This is a genomic window from Paenibacillus sp. DMB5, assembly GCF_001517085.1.
In the GTDB taxonomy this organism is placed as follows: domain Bacteria; phylum Bacillota; class Bacilli; order Paenibacillales; family Paenibacillaceae; genus Paenibacillus_AQ.
On the sequence record NZ_LRAC01000153.1, the window covers coordinates 1 to 14,445 of the forward strand.

Annotated in this window: 16 protein-coding genes and 2 pseudogenes; 6 read left to right on the plus strand and 12 right to left on the minus strand. The window is 52.8% G+C overall.

Annotated elements, in window-relative coordinates; translation table 11 throughout:
- The first annotated feature begins 496 nt into the window (after positions 1 to 496).
- From AWJ19_RS27455 to AWJ19_RS34350, 4 genes are all read left to right on the plus strand, one after another.
- Positions 497 to 1,813 (plus strand): WYL domain-containing protein, encoded by a 1,317-nt coding sequence (locus AWJ19_RS27455; RefSeq protein ID WP_068728387.1) that lies wholly within the window; start codon positions 497 to 499, stop codon positions 1,811 to 1,813.
- The gene (locus AWJ19_RS37775; RefSeq protein ID WP_347231171.1) at positions 1,800 to 1,949 is read left to right on the plus strand and encodes a hypothetical protein; all 150 of its coding nucleotides are present in this window, start codon (positions 1,800 to 1,802) and stop codon (positions 1,947 to 1,949) included. The genes AWJ19_RS27455 and AWJ19_RS37775 overlap by 14 nt, the downstream gene beginning before the upstream one ends.
- Before the next feature lie 41 nt (positions 1,950 to 1,990).
- Entirely contained in the window at positions 1,991 to 2,614 is a 624-nt protein-coding gene (locus tag AWJ19_RS27460) for a WYL domain-containing protein (protein WP_347231172.1), read from the plus strand.
- Between the two features lie 92 nt (positions 2,615 to 2,706).
- Positions 2,707 to 2,832 carry a DUF4023 family protein gene (locus AWJ19_RS34350; RefSeq protein WP_082708158.1) on the plus strand — a complete coding sequence of 42 codons (126 nt, stop codon included), beginning with the start codon at positions 2,707 to 2,709 and terminating at the stop codon, positions 2,830 to 2,832.
- 126 nt (positions 2,833 to 2,958) lie between these two features.
- Here the strand turns inward: AWJ19_RS34350 and AWJ19_RS27465 are convergent, their stop codons facing one another.
- The 3 genes from AWJ19_RS27465 to AWJ19_RS37435 form a co-directional block, all read right to left on the minus strand.
- Positions 2,959 to 3,675: a stalk domain-containing protein gene (locus AWJ19_RS27465; protein WP_068728388.1), complete on the minus strand. Its 717-nt coding sequence runs from the start codon at positions 3,673 to 3,675 to the stop codon at positions 2,959 to 2,961.
- A 199-nt stretch (positions 3,676 to 3,874) separates the two neighbouring features.
- Entirely contained in the window at positions 3,875 to 4,396 is a 522-nt protein-coding gene (locus tag AWJ19_RS27470; protein ID WP_068728389.1) for a GNAT family N-acetyltransferase, read from the minus strand.
- A gap of 36 nt (positions 4,397 to 4,432) precedes the next feature.
- Positions 4,433 to 5,239, minus strand: coding sequence for a methyl-accepting chemotaxis protein (locus AWJ19_RS37435; protein ID WP_068728410.1), 807 nt, complete (start codon positions 5,237 to 5,239; stop codon positions 4,433 to 4,435).
- Positions 5,240 to 5,512: 273 nt separating this feature from the next.
- Between AWJ19_RS37435 and AWJ19_RS27480 the strand changes: the two genes are divergently transcribed.
- Positions 5,513 to 7,054, plus strand: a complete 1,542-nt coding sequence (locus AWJ19_RS27480) for an AMP-binding protein (protein ID WP_068728411.1) — start codon at positions 5,513 to 5,515, stop codon at positions 7,052 to 7,054.
- Between the two features lie 61 nt (positions 7,055 to 7,115).
- On the opposite strand, the gene AWJ19_RS27485 is transcribed toward AWJ19_RS27480, so the two are convergent.
- The 3 genes and pseudogenes from AWJ19_RS27485 to AWJ19_RS27495 form a co-directional block, all read right to left on the minus strand.
- Positions 7,116 to 7,709: a hypothetical protein gene (locus AWJ19_RS27485; protein WP_068728390.1), complete on the minus strand. Its 594-nt coding sequence runs from the start codon at positions 7,707 to 7,709 to the stop codon at positions 7,116 to 7,118.
- Positions 7,710 to 7,730: 21 nt separating this feature from the next.
- Positions 7,731 to 8,167 (minus strand): annotated as a pseudogene (locus tag AWJ19_RS27490) (HEAT repeat domain-containing protein).
- A gap of 84 nt (positions 8,168 to 8,251) precedes the next feature.
- Positions 8,252 to 9,157, minus strand: a complete 906-nt coding sequence (locus AWJ19_RS27495; RefSeq protein ID WP_068728391.1) for a phosphotransferase — start codon at positions 9,155 to 9,157, stop codon at positions 8,252 to 8,254.
- A gap of 249 nt (positions 9,158 to 9,406) precedes the next feature.
- On the opposite strand from AWJ19_RS27495, the gene AWJ19_RS27500 reads away from it, so the two are divergent.
- A complete protein-coding gene (locus AWJ19_RS27500) occupies positions 9,407 to 10,594 on the plus strand; it encodes a nucleotidyltransferase family protein (RefSeq protein ID WP_068728392.1) in 1,188 nt (395 codons plus the stop codon).
- A gap of 124 nt (positions 10,595 to 10,718) precedes the next feature.
- On the opposite strand, the pseudogene AWJ19_RS27505 reads toward AWJ19_RS27500, so the two are convergent.
- The 6 genes and pseudogenes from AWJ19_RS27505 to AWJ19_RS34950 form a co-directional block, all read right to left on the minus strand.
- Positions 10,719 to 12,520, minus strand: a pseudogene (locus tag AWJ19_RS27505) (ABC transporter ATP-binding protein).
- A gap of 13 nt (positions 12,521 to 12,533) precedes the next feature.
- A complete protein-coding gene (locus AWJ19_RS27510) occupies positions 12,534 to 12,992 on the minus strand; it encodes a lasso peptide biosynthesis B2 protein (protein ID WP_068728393.1) in 459 nt (152 codons plus the stop codon).
- Positions 12,989 to 13,288 carry a lasso peptide biosynthesis PqqD family chaperone gene (locus AWJ19_RS27515; protein ID WP_082708160.1) on the minus strand — a complete coding sequence of 100 codons (300 nt, stop codon included), beginning with the start codon at positions 13,286 to 13,288 and terminating at the stop codon, positions 12,989 to 12,991. Before AWJ19_RS27515 ends, AWJ19_RS27510 begins: the two co-directional genes overlap by 4 nt.
- Positions 13,289 to 13,290: 2 nt before the next feature.
- Positions 13,291 to 13,665 carry a hypothetical protein gene (locus AWJ19_RS34355; protein ID WP_082708161.1) on the minus strand — a complete coding sequence of 125 codons (375 nt, stop codon included), beginning with the start codon at positions 13,663 to 13,665 and terminating at the stop codon, positions 13,291 to 13,293.
- Positions 13,656 to 14,225 (minus strand): hypothetical protein, encoded by a 570-nt coding sequence (locus tag AWJ19_RS34360; protein ID WP_128083715.1) that lies wholly within the window; start codon positions 14,223 to 14,225, stop codon positions 13,656 to 13,658. The genes AWJ19_RS34355 and AWJ19_RS34360 overlap by 10 nt, the downstream gene beginning before the upstream one ends.
- A 93-nt stretch (positions 14,226 to 14,318) precedes the next feature.
- Complete coding sequence (locus AWJ19_RS34950) at positions 14,319 to 14,444, minus strand: paeninodin family lasso peptide (RefSeq protein WP_039869839.1); 126 nt, start codon at positions 14,442 to 14,444, stop codon at positions 14,319 to 14,321.
- Between the last annotated feature and the right edge of the window lies 1 nt (position 14,445).

A 14,445-nucleotide genomic window follows, 5' to 3' on the forward strand; every position in this document is an offset into this window, starting at 1 on the left:
CGCCAGCGTTCGTCCTGAGCCAGGATCAAACTCTCCAATAAGGTTTTTCCGTGCGATTACTTCACCCGAATCACTCCGAGGAAATAACCATCCGAAAACTATCGAAAAGAGCGATTCGCTCATTTTGAAACATCTGACGAGAATGTTACATTCTCTAATTTGGAATCACCGAAGTGATTTCCGATACTCACTCGTTGTTCAGTTTTCAAAGATCAAGCTCGTTGTTACCGTCGATGTTCTCGTCAGCAGCAACTCTTATACTATATCACATCCGGTCGTTCGTTGCAAGCTCTTTTTTTAATTTCTTTTTTCGAGCTTGCGTCGATGCTTTTCAGCATTTCTTGGCCGGAACAAGAATATACCATACTTTCGAAAGAACATGCAAGCTTTTTTTTCATATTTAATTTAACACCCCATTTCCTTACAATGATCAGCAACTTGATTACAATTATTACGTCCATATATACAGCATCCATTATGCATACCGGAGGAATACATGGCCAAGGAAAGCTTTGATAAGGAAATCCAGTTTCTGCGCATGCTTGTGTTGACCAGCGGGGCTTATAGCCGCCAGCAGTTCGCTGACCGCCTCGGCATTTCAGTCCATACCTTCGATAAAACCGTTAAGAAACTGAAGGAAGTCGTTCAGACCATGCAGGAAGAGCCGCCTGAAGAGCTGGATAAAGATTTCACCAATACCTTCAGGTACAACTATTATGACTCCGCCGAACCGGTGCTGCTGTTTCTGTTCCGTGCCAAATCGCTGAAAGAATCCGAGTCTCTGCGCCTCTCCCGCATTCTTGCCGGGCTGAACGAACGGCCGATGACTCTGAAGGAGCTGCTGGAGCTGTGCTGCAGCGGAGAAGATCCGGAAGGCATTTTTCCTGATGAGAAAACATTGCGCGGAGACCTGAAGTACCTTGAAGAGGTTGGAGTGATTGCAAAGCAGCCCGGGCCGCGTCCATACCGGTACCGTCTGTATGACGACCTTATCCGTCAGCTGTCCGATGATGAACTATGCGAGCTCTTTGATTTCGTTGATGTGATGGCCAATACACAGGTCCCCTCGGTCCAGGGCTACTTACTACGCGATAGCCTCAAAAAGCAGTTGAACCGGCGGAGCCTGATGGAGCCTGCAGCCGATCCTTTTTTATATAAATATCATTATTATTCCAGGATTCTTGATGAAGCCCACCTCTATCCCCTGGTATCGGCTATGCGGGAGCACTGCAAGGTGCAATTCCTCTACTTCTCTCCAAAGGAAGGCAAGAGCTACGCAGCCAAACCGACCAATCCGCTGTTCGGGCGGGAATCGGTCGGCAGTCTTGAGAAGGTGCTGCCGCTCAAAATCATCTATGACCATCAGTACGGCAGGTGGTACCTCTTAGCAAGCGACAACCGCAAAAACATCCGCAAGTACAGGCTGGAGGGCATTACGCAAATTACCGAAGCCGAGTCTGTCGCCGCAGAGCTTTTTCTGGCTGAAAAAAAGCTGCTTGAGGAGCGTCTGGCCTTGAGCTGGATGATAGATACGACGAATCCGGTGACAATCCGCGCCAGGTTTCTTCACCCGCTGCCAGGCACGGGCAACAATTTTGTTAAGGAACGGGTGCTGCTGCAGGGACAATGGGGCGTCATTACCGAGGAGGACGGACATTCTTTTATATATGAGATAACAGTTAACGGGTTCACCGAAATTAAGCCCTGGCTGCGCAGCTTCGGGTCCAGCTGTGAAATCCTTGAGCCCCTGCAGCTGCGTGAGGAAATGATTCAGGAATGGAAGGAGCTGCTCGCCTATTATGAATCCTTTTGAAAAGATTTTTAATTACAGGGTTCTGTCCAGACTGGAGGACTCCGGAGCCTTTCTGTCTACATCCCATGAACGCTCCTGGCTGAAGCTGATGCTGGAGCATCCCTCATCGCCGCGGCCTTCTCCGGCCCTACTCTAGATAAGCTCCGCGATCTGCTGGAGCAGGACGAGAGCATCCTTTTGCACGATCATCTGATTCACAAAGCCTCCAGCAAAGAGCGGCAGGTCTTCCATCCGCTCCTGCGGACGCTCCGCCGCTGCATTCAGCAGAAACAAGGGGTCCGGCTGGACTTCATTCTCAAAGACGGCCTGATCAGCCCCAAGCAGGCAGGCCTCCCTTACCGGCTGGAGTATTCCATGGTCAAACGGGAATGGTATTTGCTGTGGTACACCTGGAAGCGGCGCAACTTCATGAGTGTCCGGCTGTCCAAAATAGCTTCCGTCTCCGCAGTTCCGGTACGTCCGGAATCCTATGCCGCAGCACTGGACGATATCCACAGCCTTCTGGAAAGCCGGAAGCAGCGTGCCGTGATTCAGGTGCAGCCGGAATATAACCGTGAGCTGTCGCGGATCCTGTACGCTTTTTCCTGCTTCGAGAAGGAAGTGCATTATGAGGAGCAGACCGGCACCTACTCCATTATGTTGACCTATCTCGGCAATGAGGGTGAATATGTGTTGTCCAAGCTCCGTTTTCTGGGCAAAAGAGTACGTGTCACCGAAGGAAGTCTGCTCAAGAAACGGATGCGTGACTCAGCTGTCAAAGCACTCACTCAATACGGGGTCTTGGAGCGGCCGGCGGAATAACTTGCGCTTATGCATTAACCCTACCGCGAACGGGCATAGTAAAGGCAGTTCTGACCAGGCTGTGCTCACATTCCATTAGGAGGCCGAGAAGCATGAACACGCATGAATTCGTAGCAAAGTTTCAGGAGAACCAGCGCAAGGCAGAGAAGAACAAGCGCCGGGGCCAGGGCTCCCCGCAGGCAAGACTGGCCAATAAGCAACACAGCACCAATAAGTAACAGCCGGACTGGCTGATTATGGCATGAACCATTCACGCCATTAATTCTCAAAAAAGCAGCAGCTGCTTCTGTGTGTACAGAGCAAACTGCTGCTTTCTCTTTTTAAGCTGACAAGTTTGAAGTTTATTATTTGCTCAATTTCGCTACATTAACAGCTACCTTTTCCAGCTTAGCCTTGCTGAGCGACTGGTCCGGCGAGCTGATCGTTACATAGCGGTCGTCCAGCTTGAAGGTCAGCATCGGGATGTCGGAAGGTGTATACCATTTGGCGCTTGTTCCATTCGAGAGCTTCACAGTAGTTCCATCGTAATCATAGGAGTAATCACGCGGCGAAATGTTGACACGCATATGCTTGAACAGGAAGGATACGCCGTCCTCGCCGCCGCCTACACTGACAAAGCTGTCTCCGCTGATCATCTGGGCCGGAGCGTATGCTGTTTCAAAGCCCTGGTAGTTTGCAAATGCTTTGGTAATCTGCTCCTTCTGCGCCGCGCTGTAATTTACTGCTGCCAGATTGATAGTAGAGCCGCTGTCCGGTGTTCCTGTACCTGATGTCGTTCCAAGCACAACCTGATTAGCGGAGGCATCGAAGGTTACCGGAACCTTGAGTGCATCGGCCAGGGCACGCACCGGCAGGTAAGTCGTATTATTGTAGGTGATTGGGGCAAGCGCCTTGCCGTTACCGTCTACAGGCGTATAAGCCGTTCCGTTAACCTTAAAGCCGATGCTGTGATTCAGATAGGCGCTGATCTTCTGCAGATTTGTTCCGGCATAGACACCTGCTGAGCCTGTTACGGCCATTCCGAACACCATGGTTGCTATGATCATTTTTTTGCTTTTCATTGAATATCGTCTCCTTTGGGGTAAGCTTTGTAGTTTGTGTTGTTCCTTGCTATACATTCATTTAACCAGGAACTTGTTTCGAACTTGTATCCGGATTGTAAAGAAGGATTTCAATGCACCGCTAATCATAATCACTCTGCAAAATAAAGCAGCCCGCGCAATCACAAGGATTACGCGGGCTGCTGTGTGCAAATAATCATTATTCGCTGCCGGAGGCTGCAATTTGGTAGACACCGGTGTAGAGAATGTCCCGGTACCGCCGGAACTCCTCTGCGCTAACAGAATAGGGGTAGGTCATGATACGCAGCGGCAGCTCCTGCTGGCCGGCGCGCAGGGGAGGCTGTGCATAATCGTAAGGATTGAGATGAAAACCAAGCCGTTCATAAAAGCCGATTCTGCGCTGCTCCAGCTCTCCCGACGGCGGCTCCACCTCCAGCAGCACCGGTTTGGCGGAAAACGCAAGATAACGGTTCATCAGCCTGCGGCCGGTTCCGCCGCTGCGGGCATCCGGGCTGACTGCAATATGTTCAACAAAGCGCAGCTCAGGAAACTCCCACGCTGCCAAAAAAGCAATAATCCGGCCGCCTTCATCCTGTTCGGTATAAATCCGGTAATGAGGGTTGTCCAGCAGGGCCTTCTGGCCGCTGTAGGTCCTTATCTCGCTTACAGGAAACGAGGCTTCCATAATGGCAAAAATCGCATCAAACTCTGCAAGCTTCATATGTATTCCTCTCTTTCCGTCAAGGTATTAGGGTAACTACAGATTTGTCAGTTCAGTTGCCGTACGGGCAACATGCTCATAAGCCCGGCTTAATTCCTGCATGGACTGCCCCTGATGCTGGGAAAAGCCTTTAATCTCCTGAATCGAACGGTCCATCTGCAGGATTGCCTGCTTCATCCCGGCCAGCTGGCTCTGGATATTCTGTACCAGCGAATGACTGTCACCGGCCAGCTTGCGGATCTCTGTCGCCACGACGCCAAAGCCTCTTCCCTGCTCCCCCGCCCGTGCCGCCTCAATTGCTGCATTCAGCCCGAGCATATGCGACTGGTCGGCAATTCTTTTGACAGAGGACAGGATCTCAAAGCTGCTCTCAATATCACGCACCATGCCCTGGGAGTGGCTGACCAGCTCATCGATCCGCTGCGACACACCCAGCGCCGAACGGGTCACTTCTTCCGAAGTAGCGGTCATTTCCTGAACCAGGGAAGACAGCTCCTGCGCACCATCCTGAAGAGACGCGGCACGGTGGGTTGAAACCATCGCAGCAATAACGCCGATTACCATTCCGTTTTCGATAATCGGCACCGCCGAAGAAAGATAAGAGACACCGAAAGCTTCCGGCCCCCGCTCCTCACGCTGAACAGCTGCAGTCTCCATGGCTCTGTAAGATACGGTACCTTTGAATTTTTCTATAGGAGCCCCTACCGGAACCTTCAGATCAATCTGCTGACCAGGAAGATACGCCAGCACCTTCTCCGTATCAGCCAGCACAACAGCCGCATCTTCCGGATACGTCTGCTGGATTACACTAAGCATGTCCTGCAATTCTTGTAGTTTATTCATCTGCATGGGTCTCAACCGCCTGTTCCTTGAAATAAGACTCTGCACTGATTATAACATTGCCTACTATGATAAATATTTCAGCTCCCGCTCAAATTCAATACGTTAACAAACAATAGTCACAAAACCTTCTTGAAAGATATTGCCACTGATTAGCATCTGGTACTAAAAGAACATGGTATACTATAATAGCTGCACCATCATGTTTATTTAGGAGAGGTTCATTTGGACAATCAGCGTTTTATTGCACCTGAAATTTATAATCTGACTTCGGAAATGGATCAGCATCCGCCGGATAAGATCGCGCTTAAATGGCTGCATGAGAATGGAAGCTGCGAGCAAATTACCTACGGGGAGCTGATCGGCCAGGCCAACCGGCTGGCCGGCGGACTTGCCGGACTGGGTCTTCATAAAGGCGACCGTGTGCTGGTCATGGTACCGCGCCGCATTATCGCTTATGTTATCTATCTGGCCTGCCTCAAGCTGGGTCTCGCTGTCATTCCTTCCTCCGAAATGCTGCGGGCCAAGGATTTATCCTACCGCCTTCGCCATTCAGAGGCCAGAGCGGTCATCGTCTGGTCAGAGGTAACAGGAGAGGTCAACAAAATCACCGATGATCTGCCGGCTCTAGACTACCGTCTGTCTGTCTCCGGTAATAAAGAGGATCTGGAGGAGGGCTGGAGTGACCTCGAGAGCCTGATGGACGGACAACCGGATATCCTCGAGACACCAGTCACCAGCCGCGACGATATTGCCATTCTGGCCTATACCTCCGGCACTACCGGCAATCCCAAAGCTGTTGTGCATTCCCACGGCTGGGGTTATGCCCACCTGCGGATTACCTCCCCGCAATGGCTGGAAATCCGCGAATCGGACACCGTCTGGGCAACGGCAGCGCCGGGCTGGCAGAAATGGATCTGGAGCCCGTTCCTGACGGTGCTCGGCAATGGGGCTACCGGCTTCGTGTACAACGGTTCCTTCCATCCGGACCGTTATCTGCAGCTGCTGCAGGATGAAGGTATTCAGGTTTTGTGCTGTACCCCTACGGAATACCGCCTTATGGCCAAGACGGAAGGGCTGTCACGGTATGACCTGTCCAAGCTGCGCTGTGCCGTGTCTGCAGGCGAGCCGCTGAATCAAGAGGTCATTAATACGTTCCAGCAGCATTTTGATATTACTATCCGGGACGGCTACGGACAGACGGAAAGCACGCTGATCATCGCAGCCCTGAAGGATGATCCGATCCGGATCGGGTCCATGGGCAAATCCATTGCTCCCGGCATTGCTGAAGTCATTGACGAGGACGGAAATCCGGTTCCTCCGAATGTGGTAGGCGATATTGCTGTGCATCTCAGTATGCCGGCCCTGTTCAAGACCTACTACAAGGACCCTGACCGCAAGACCAATGCCTCGCATGGCGAGTATTTTGTAACCGGCGACCGGGCGCGCAAGGATGAGGACGGTTATTTCTGGTTTGAAGGCCGGGGAGACGACATCATTATCAGCTCAGGCTACACTATTGGCCCGTTTGAAGTGGAAGATGCGCTGATGAAGCATGCGCTGGTTAAGGAATGCGCCGTTGTTGCCAGTCCTGACGAGATCCGCGGTTCTGTCGTCAAAGCCTTCATTGTCCTGAAGGACGGCAATACAGGTTCGCCAGAGCTGGTCAAGGAGCTGCAGAGTCATGTCAAAGAGATGACGGCCCCTTACAAATATCCGCGCAAGATCGAATTCATCGCCGACCTGCCGAAAACGACCTCCGGCAAAATCCGCCGCGTAGAGCTCCGTGAGCATGAAAAACGTGAGGCACAGCAATAATTGCCCACAGGCAGCACAAAGCCCCGTGTTCCGCTTACAGCGGAGCATGGGGCTTTGTTGTTTATTCCGACCAGTACTGCGCTCCGGGATTCAGCTCTGTACCAATCTCGCCTTCTTTTATCAGATCGCAGTCTAAAAAGCCTTCTTCATCCAGAAAATAAGCTTCCTGCTTATAGAATTCACACAAAGTCTCCAGAAACTTCTCCGGGGAGTTGTACATCACAACCAAATCACCAAAGTCGTTCAGCAGGTCACAGATCACTTCCGAGCCGTCTTCCCGCTGCCACAGACAGATAAAATCGCTGCCGTAGTTAGTCAGGACAGGAAAAACTCTGCCGCCGGCGCTGTGTCCCTTCTCTTCCAGAATGCCGGTCAGCACCTGCAGCTCCTGCTTATACTCAGCAATATGAATCAGACGGTAGCCGGGAATAAATTCGATCAGGCTTGGCTCTTCTTCTTCACTGCTTGTCCCGGCAACCTGGCCGTAAATGACCTTCAGCAGCCCGGGGGCATCCGGAGCAATGTCCGTAATCGCCTTGCTTCCTTCCGTGCTGTTCCCCAGACTGGCAATGTAATCAGGCCGTAATCCCCCAGAAAGCTTCAGATACTCCCGGAATTGTGCAGAAAGCGGAGAGTCATGAGAATCGTTATTCATATTGGATATTGTCACCCTTTACTATTTTGCTGAAAGCCACTGCTTCTCCAGCCACTTGTCGAATTCTTCGCCCTTCTCGCCTTCGTATGCATCGTAGATATCGATCCGCATCTTCTGCAGCTTCTCCTTGAAATCTTCGTAGGAGTGCTCCCGCGGAAGACTCTTCTTGATGCGCAGCATGATCTTGCCGATTCCCTTTAATAGCTCAGGCTTATTCTTGGAAGGGGCAGCAACCTCTTCGCCGAATGCAATCAGCTTCCGGTATGCAGCTTCTTGAACGGTATATACAGGATCGCTGGTCATCAGACGATTCAGGATATCAATAACTTGCTTGTGGTTCCAGTTGCCCAGCTCTTCAACAGCCGCAAGACGCGCTCTCCAGTCCGCAGTACGGCCGGCGCCTTTTTCAGCTCCGAATAATTCTCCGGCAGCTCTTGATTCAGTTCTTCATTAGTCAAAAGATACAATCCCCTTCTTGGTTAAATCTGTTGGTAGTGCAATTCTACCGTTTGCGCTGCTTAATTTCAATCTTTGGCACCGAATTACTCCGCATACCAGCGCGGAATCAGTCTGCGGAAATCATCGTAATCCGAGAAAGCCTGCCTGGCGATATCCATCATCCCCTGTACGTCGGCTTCCCCGAACGGAATGGCCCACTTTATTGAAAAAAGCGAGCTGTACGCCACATAGAGCGCCTGTCTCTGCCAGAACACCTCCGGCGGCGGACCTGCGAAATAGCCGTCCAGCTTCCCTTTGGCAAAGGGAATACTCAGCTTCCGGTCAAAAAACTGGACCTTGTAGAACTCCTCGGCGTAGTCGGCAATATCCCAGCGGTTGAAATCAATCACACCAATCCCGCCCTCCGGGGTGTACAGCAGATTGCCGGCATGAAAGTCCCCGTGGTGATATACCTTCTCTACATTATGAATGAGCCCGATGTTCTCCTGAACATAACGGATAGCAACAGCATCATTCTCCAGACGGTAAGGACAATCTTCGTACTCCCTGATCCTTCTCAGAAGTTTGGCCCGCATGGCTGCTTCCCAGCCGGTCAGATCCTGATCCGTGCGGATACTGTGGATCCGGCGGAGAATGGCGCCTGCCTCTATCCCCAGCCTATACTGCTCCTGTACAGGCAAATCAGCCAGGCAATCCTCCAGCGGCATCCCCTCCACCCAGGTCAGCAGCATATAAACCTGCCCGTCGGCACAGGTGCCGAAACGGAGCGCCTGTGACATCGGAAAGTCCAGCGCATTAAACTTCCGGATGATTGCAAACTCTGCTGTTTTCCGTTCCAGGGTATTTGCCGCCGACAGCCGGAGCAACAGCTTCGCTCCATCATTATCTTCTATATAGTACTTCTTGTCGGCTGACCAGCCCTTTAACACCGGCTCGATCCTCTGCCATGTCTCTGCACCGGGAATACCGAGCATGCTGATATCTGTCATTGTCCGATCCTCCGTAAAAACCTGATTAGTATAATTATATCGGAATACCCTGTTACATTCGACCTATAAATGCGTTATAAGAGTTTAAGCCTGCTGTAATCCGGGTAATTCTATTATTTTTATTTTCATACATTAATTACTAATTTCAAATTGACATGGCTCTATCGCCGGTGGTACGCTCTCTGTGCGTTCTTTAAACCGAACAAAAACGGCTCCAAACCTACCTAAAATCCAGTAAGGAGAGTCCCTATGACTGACCGGTATACCCTTGACAAAGGGAGTTTATCTAAGGAAATATGTCTTCTTCTTCACTTGCTCACTACAGATTCACCCGATGAGCTGGCGCAGCAGAATCCCGAAATGTTCACGGAAATCGACTGGAAGCTGTTCATCCGGCTTACGCTGCATCACCGTGTCTTCCCTTTTCTGTATCCCAAGCTCAGCCGGATGCACAATCAGCTTATTCCTGTCCGCGTCAGCGAACGGCTGCAGCAGGAATACCGCAGTAATACTGTACGGATGCTTCAGCTCAGCGGGGAAATGGCCCGGATCGGGGCAGAGCTAAACAAGCTGGGAATCCGCTCGCTTTTCCTCAAGGGGCCTGTGCTGGCCGAGGATTTGTACGGTGATTTCTCGCTGCGCACCTCGCGCGATCTTGATTTCATGGTGCCCATAGACCGGCTGGCAGAGACTGAGAACTTCCTGCTGCAGCAGGGGTATGAGAAGATCGAGGTGTATGAGAGTATTCTCGGGGACTGGAAATGGCGGGAGCATCACTTAACCTTCAATCATCCGCACAGCAAAATAAAGCTCGAGGTCCACTGGCGGTTAGGCCCCGGCCCATCTGCCGAGCCTGATTTCGCGGAGCTGTGGAAGCATGCGCGGACAAGTCGGCTGCTCGGGCCGGATGTGCATTATCTGGGACGCGAGGATTTGTTCCTCTTTCTTGTCTCACATGGTGCCCGTCATGCATGGTCCCGGCTGAGATGGCTGCTCGATATTAAAATGCTGCTGCTGCAGCAGCCGGACAATGAGCGGCTGCTCCAGCTGCTGAAGCAATATAACTGCGAAGCGATTGCCGGCCAGACGCTGGTTCTTGCCGCTGACCTGCTGGGCGCTCCGGTTAATGCCAGACTGTCAGCCCTGACGGAGAAGCCAAAAGCAAAGCGCCTGGCACAGGATGCTATTTTTTATGTGGCACGGATGGTCAATCTGAATGATCCTCCGCTGGAGCCGGAAGTAGAGCTGCATTTCAAAGCCTACAAACCGGCGATTCTGACCACCCGCAACCGGCTGCTGCGTGCAGCAGGCTTCCTGTATCCTTATGCAGCGGATGCCAGAACACTGCCGCTGCCGAAGCCGCTGCATGTACTGTATTTTCCGCTCCGCCCGTTTCTCTGGAGCTGGCGCAAGGTAACTGGCCGGGAGGAAGCGTAGACTGCGGAGATTCTTATAGGCAGCTAAAAATAAACTCAGGAAAGCCCCAGCCTCTACGGTGAGTAGAGACTGGGGCTTTGTTGATAGACATCCTATTAGATCACAATTACATTTCGGCTCATAGCTACATGGCCTCCTGGCTGCTGAGCAGCCGGCTGAACATGCCGCCTGTTTCAGAGGCCAGCCTGCCATAGACGCCCTGCTGGATGACCCGGCCCTGGTCAATGACCAGGATCTGGTCTGCCCCGCGGATGGTGGACAGCCGGTGGGCAATGACAATCAAGGTTACCGAGTGCTTCAGCCGGTCCAGCGCTTCCTGAATCTTCTGCTCGTTCTCGGTATCGAGCGCGCTCGTCGCTTCGTCCAGCACCAGGATGGACGGCTTGCGGATGATAGCCCGGGCCAGCACCAGACGTTGCCGCTCCCCGCCGGATAAGCGGATGCCCCGGTCGCCGATCAGCGTATCCAGACCTTCAGGCAGCCTGCGCACGAACTCGGCTGAGGAGGCGAATTCCAGCGCTTCCCATAGCTCCTCTTCGCTGGCATCCGGCTTAATCATCGTCAGATTATCACGGATTGTAGCGTTGTAGAGGAACGGGTCCTGGGCTACATAGCCGATAGAGCGGCGGTAGGACAGCAGCCGTTCCCCCGTAATCGGCGCACCATCAGCCAGAATTTCCCCTGACTCAGGCTGCATCAGACCCATAAGCAGGTCAACGAGTGTACTTTTACCGGCACCGGAACGTCCGACAATGGCGGTCATGCGGTTAGCCGGGATCTTAACATTCACAGCCTGCATGGAATATTCAGGCTTCTGCGGGTCATAGCGGAAATGGATGTCGCGTGCTTCCAGGCCTTCCTTGAGCACCATCGGTACCGGCGCCTTCCCGCTTCCTGCTGCCGGGCCTTCTTCTGCAGCCTGCAAGCATTCCTCTTCCATTTCCTTAAGCTGCTTAAAGGAGGGCAGAACAGAAGCAAGCTGTTCCATCAAGGATTGCAAGGAGGAGAAGGTCGGCCACAGTCTGGCAAACACCAGAATGACCAGCAGCAGATTCGGACCCTCCACATGAAGGAACCGGAACGAAACGAAGATAAAAAGGGCGATCAGCAGAGTCGAGGACATTTTGTAGAGCAGCTGGGAGTTGGAGCGCAGACGGGTATACTCCAGCTGTTCATGCTTCACCTCTCCGGTAAAGCCATGCAGCCATTCCAGCCGTGACTGCTCCAGATTATTGCTCTTGATGTCCTTGATTCCGTTCAGCTGGTCGGTAATACCGGCAAGGTACGTTTTACCGAGCTGGGTGCTGCGGCTGCCCAGCTTTTTGGCTTTGCGGATGAACCTGCGCGAGAACAAGGACAGCAGGACAGCACAGACAATCACGGCGAGCGTCATCTGCGGTGACAGCCAGAAGGCAAAGGCAATCTGCACCAGCGTGAACAGCAGCGAGGTCAGAAACTGCAGGAAGCAGCTGATGCCTGCAAGCACCCGGGCGATTTCCGTAGTCATGAGGTTAACCAGGTCAGAGGTTCTTTTTTCAGGAAAAAAGACCATTCTGCCCGCAGCAGGGCACTGTATACTTCATATCGCAGCTGCCGGCCGTAGGTCTGCTGAATCTCCACATTGCGGACCGCCACAAAGCGTGCAATCAGATTCTGGCAGAGCACAATGCCGATGTATGAACCCAGTACCAGCAAAAGCGCCGTTGTCTGCGGCAGCTCCGATATGAAGCCGAGCATGGGAAGATTAAAGGCCGCTCCTGTCCCTGCACCGCCAAGCTGCAGTCCCGCCATACCGAGCATCGGTACCAGCAGCAGAATGGCCGAGCTCTCCAGCAGGCCGCTGATGACCATACCCAGCAAATTCAAATACAGCTTGACTCCGGACAGCTGCTGAAGCTGCCGGACATAATAGATAATGGCTTGCATAATCCCACCTCGATTACTCGGCTTGTATCACCTTGGCAAATTTCTCGACCACAACGAATCCCCGCATCGCATCGTCACCGGACACATAATACGGGCCGCTGCGCAGCCAGGCATGGGCAATCATCTGCCCCTGCTTATCTCTGGCAACCCCCATATACAGCGTGCTCTCGATTCCGCGCTTCTCGAGCATGTTCAGGGCGGCAACGGCTCTGACCATGCAGGTGCTTTTCCAGGGGGTGAGCTTGCTCCCGCCCCGGATCGCCCGGGTAATCTGCTGAATGCTCGGCACATCGGCAGCTCTTACTTCCACCGCCGTTTCCTGAGACTTCAGGCCAAGCAGCGGTGCCGTTCTGGCAAAAGGAAACAAGAGGCGGATTCTTGCCAGAAACAGGCGCCAAAGCGCTTCGGGAAGAAGCGCCAGAACAGCCCGGTCCTGGATGATCAGCCGCTGCAGCCTCCGGATGCCCGTCATGATGCAGAATCTATGGCGACCAGATCCTCAGCCAGCAGGTTTTGCACAAATTCAAGTACGTCCCGCTCTGCTGTCTCAGCCGGAACATCGAAGGTCTCCCGGATAACCTCCACGATCCGGCTTACCGGCGCCGGCTGTGCTATCGCCGACCAGATTTCTCCGCCAACCTCGCCCAGATTGTAATACTTACCGTTCTGGATATTGAGCATCACCTTCTCGCCGTCCATGTCGCTGGCAATATTCCCCGGCCGCTGGACAAGCACCGTTTCAAGGGACAACACGTTTGCAGTACTCATTATTAACCCTCCTCTGTCATTGGTTTGATCGTGTCGTAGATCAGCTCACTCTGCTGCGGGGCGCTAAACCCCTGCTGCGGCCGGGTGATCCGGTAGACCGGCAGTCTGTTCATGAAGGAAGCCAGCATGCCGAAATGCCATTCACGGATGCCAGTCCGGTCAATCATCGCCTTCTGATAGGTGTGATTATATAACGTATGGAACCTTTCCATTCCGTTAACCGGCTGAACGGTTACAGGCCCGTTCTCTGCGGATACCGCCAGTTCGAATATTCCGGCCAGCGGCAGCGGCTCCTTCTGAAAACGGTCATGCACCGGAACAGCAAATTTGGTCTCCCGCTCAAACAGCGGGCGGTAGCCGGACGAATTCATTCCCATATAGTCCAAACTCTGCTGCCACAGCTTCTGCTGGGGATAGCCTGGAACTGCAAGCGCTTGCCGTCCTGCACTATAACGGGAATAACGTCGTCACTGAGCATCAGATGGCCCTGCTCCATCAAATATGAGGCAAGTGTCGATTTACCCGCTCCGGATTGTCCGACAAGCGCATAAGCCCGGTTATTAAGGACAAGCGCACTTCCATGCAGCGGCAAAATCTGCTTCTGCATGAGCAGAACCCCCATGCAGCTTCCCAGAATGTACAGCCGGACACTGTCCATATTGGCTCCGGCTACAGGATCAACCGTGATCCGGATTCCATCCTGAACGGAAAAGACCGCCCTGCCCTTTACCTCGAACATAACCTCTCTCCCCAGAACGCCAACACTCGGAGTAATCTTGGGAATGGCTTCCCAGCGCTCTGCAAGCTCTCCCCGGATGACTGCCACACTGCCGTTTAAACCCGGCCCATCTGCGAGTGGAAGCTCCGGTAAAGGAAATTCGCTGAAAATCTGCAGGCCGAAAGCTTGATACGCCAGACCTTGGACTGTACTTGCCATGCCCGTTCCTCCTTTGCCTTTAAAATGATGGAAATAGCCCTTATCCCCCTCCAGCAAGCTCAGGGGGATGAGGGCTCCTCGTACCAAATGCTCTTAGGAGTGATGTACGATCTCATCCGGATCACTTTGGAAGGAGTCGGCGATTGCCAGTCCCGGTCCAGCCATAGTCATCTTAACGTCGAGTACTTCCAAAGCAGGCTTGCTGTATTCCTTTTTCATG

Excerpts from the sequence above, each read along its gene's own strand:
- AWJ19_RS27510 (WP_068728393.1), bottom strand. The coding sequence starts at position 12,992 with ATGACGGGCATCCGGAGGCTGCAGCGGCTGATCATCCAGGACCGGGCT.
- AWJ19_RS27495 (WP_068728391.1), bottom strand. The coding sequence starts at position 9,157 with ATGACAGATATCAGCATGCTCGGTATTCCCGGTGCAGAGACATGGCAG.
- AWJ19_RS34360 (WP_128083715.1), bottom strand. The coding sequence starts at position 14,225 with ATGGCAAGTACAGTCCAAGGTCTGGCGTATCAAGCTTTCGGCCTGCAG.
- AWJ19_RS27500 (WP_068728392.1), top strand. The coding sequence starts at position 9,407 with ATGACTGACCGGTATACCCTTGACAAAGGGAGTTTATCTAAGGAAATA.
- AWJ19_RS37435 (WP_068728410.1), bottom strand. The coding sequence starts at position 5,239 with ATGAATAAACTACAAGAATTGCAGGACATGCTTAGTGTAATCCAGCAG.
- AWJ19_RS34350 (WP_082708158.1), top strand. The coding sequence starts at position 2,707 with ATGAACACGCATGAATTCGTAGCAAAGTTTCAGGAGAACCAGCGCAAG.
- AWJ19_RS27515 (WP_082708160.1), bottom strand. The coding sequence starts at position 13,288 with ATGAGTACTGCAAACGTGTTGTCCCTTGAAACGGTGCTTGTCCAGCGG.
- AWJ19_RS27465 (WP_068728388.1), bottom strand. The coding sequence starts at position 3,675 with ATGAAAAGCAAAAAAATGATCATAGCAACCATGGTGTTCGGAATGGCC.
- AWJ19_RS34950 (WP_039869839.1), bottom strand. The coding sequence starts at position 14,444 with ATGAAAAAGGAATACAGCAAGCCTGCTTTGGAAGTACTCGACGTTAAG.
- AWJ19_RS27470 (WP_068728389.1), bottom strand. The coding sequence starts at position 4,396 with ATGAAGCTTGCAGAGTTTGATGCGATTTTTGCCATTATGGAAGCCTCG.
- AWJ19_RS34355 (WP_082708161.1), bottom strand. The coding sequence starts at position 13,665 with ATGGGAATGAATTCGTCCGGCTACCGCCCGCTGTTTGAGCGGGAGACC.
- AWJ19_RS37775 (WP_347231171.1), top strand. The coding sequence starts at position 1,800 with ATGAATCCTTTTGAAAAGATTTTTAATTACAGGGTTCTGTCCAGACTG.
- AWJ19_RS27455 (WP_068728387.1), top strand. The coding sequence starts at position 497 with ATGGCCAAGGAAAGCTTTGATAAGGAAATCCAGTTTCTGCGCATGCTT.
- AWJ19_RS27485 (WP_068728390.1), bottom strand. The coding sequence starts at position 7,709 with ATGAATAACGATTCTCATGACTCTCCGCTTTCTGCACAATTCCGGGAG.
- AWJ19_RS27480 (WP_068728411.1), top strand. The coding sequence starts at position 5,513 with ATGGATCAGCATCCGCCGGATAAGATCGCGCTTAAATGGCTGCATGAG.